A 463-nucleotide genomic window follows, 5' to 3' on the forward strand; every position below is an offset into this window, starting at 1 on the left:
CGTCCGACTCCCCCGTCTCCCACGGCTACGGAATGATCCAGGTCAGCTGATCCCCGGCACACCCCGCGCATAGCGGCGCACGCACCGGCGCATGCGCCGTTATGCGCAGGGGCCGGGCACACCCGCGGGCTCGCGCGGGGTGTCCGGCCCTGTGTCTGGCGTGCTGGCTGCGCCCGGCGGACGTGCTGGTTGAGGTTCCCCCGCTGTGCGAGGGCGGGTGTTACTGAGCTTTGCGGGTTGTCGTCGGGTGGTGACGGTCCATGATCCTTGCGGTATCCCGGTGGTATGCGTTATCCGGAGGGTGGGGGCCTGACCGCTGAGCGTCGGGCTTTTCGTGAGGGGGTCCGGCTGCAAGCCGGCGAGAGATTCGCGGCGGGTGAGAAGACCGCGGTGATCGCGAAGGACCTGCGGGTGAGTGTGCGGTCGGTGGAACGCTGGCGTCGCGCCTGGCGTGAGGGCGGCA

The 463-nt window shown here is 70.2% G+C and carries 1 protein-coding gene; it reads left to right on the forward strand.

Annotation, left to right across the window (positions count from 1 at the left end; translation table 11 throughout):
• Positions 1-285 precede the first annotated feature (285 nt).
• Positions 286-463, forward strand: a 178-nt coding sequence (locus IF89_RS44225; RefSeq protein ID WP_199820682.1) for a helix-turn-helix domain-containing protein, incomplete at its 3' end; no start/stop codon positions are given.

Source organism: Streptomyces sp. NRRL F-2664 (assembly GCF_000719345.1).
Taxonomy (GTDB): domain Bacteria; phylum Actinomycetota; class Actinomycetes; order Streptomycetales; family Streptomycetaceae; genus Streptomyces.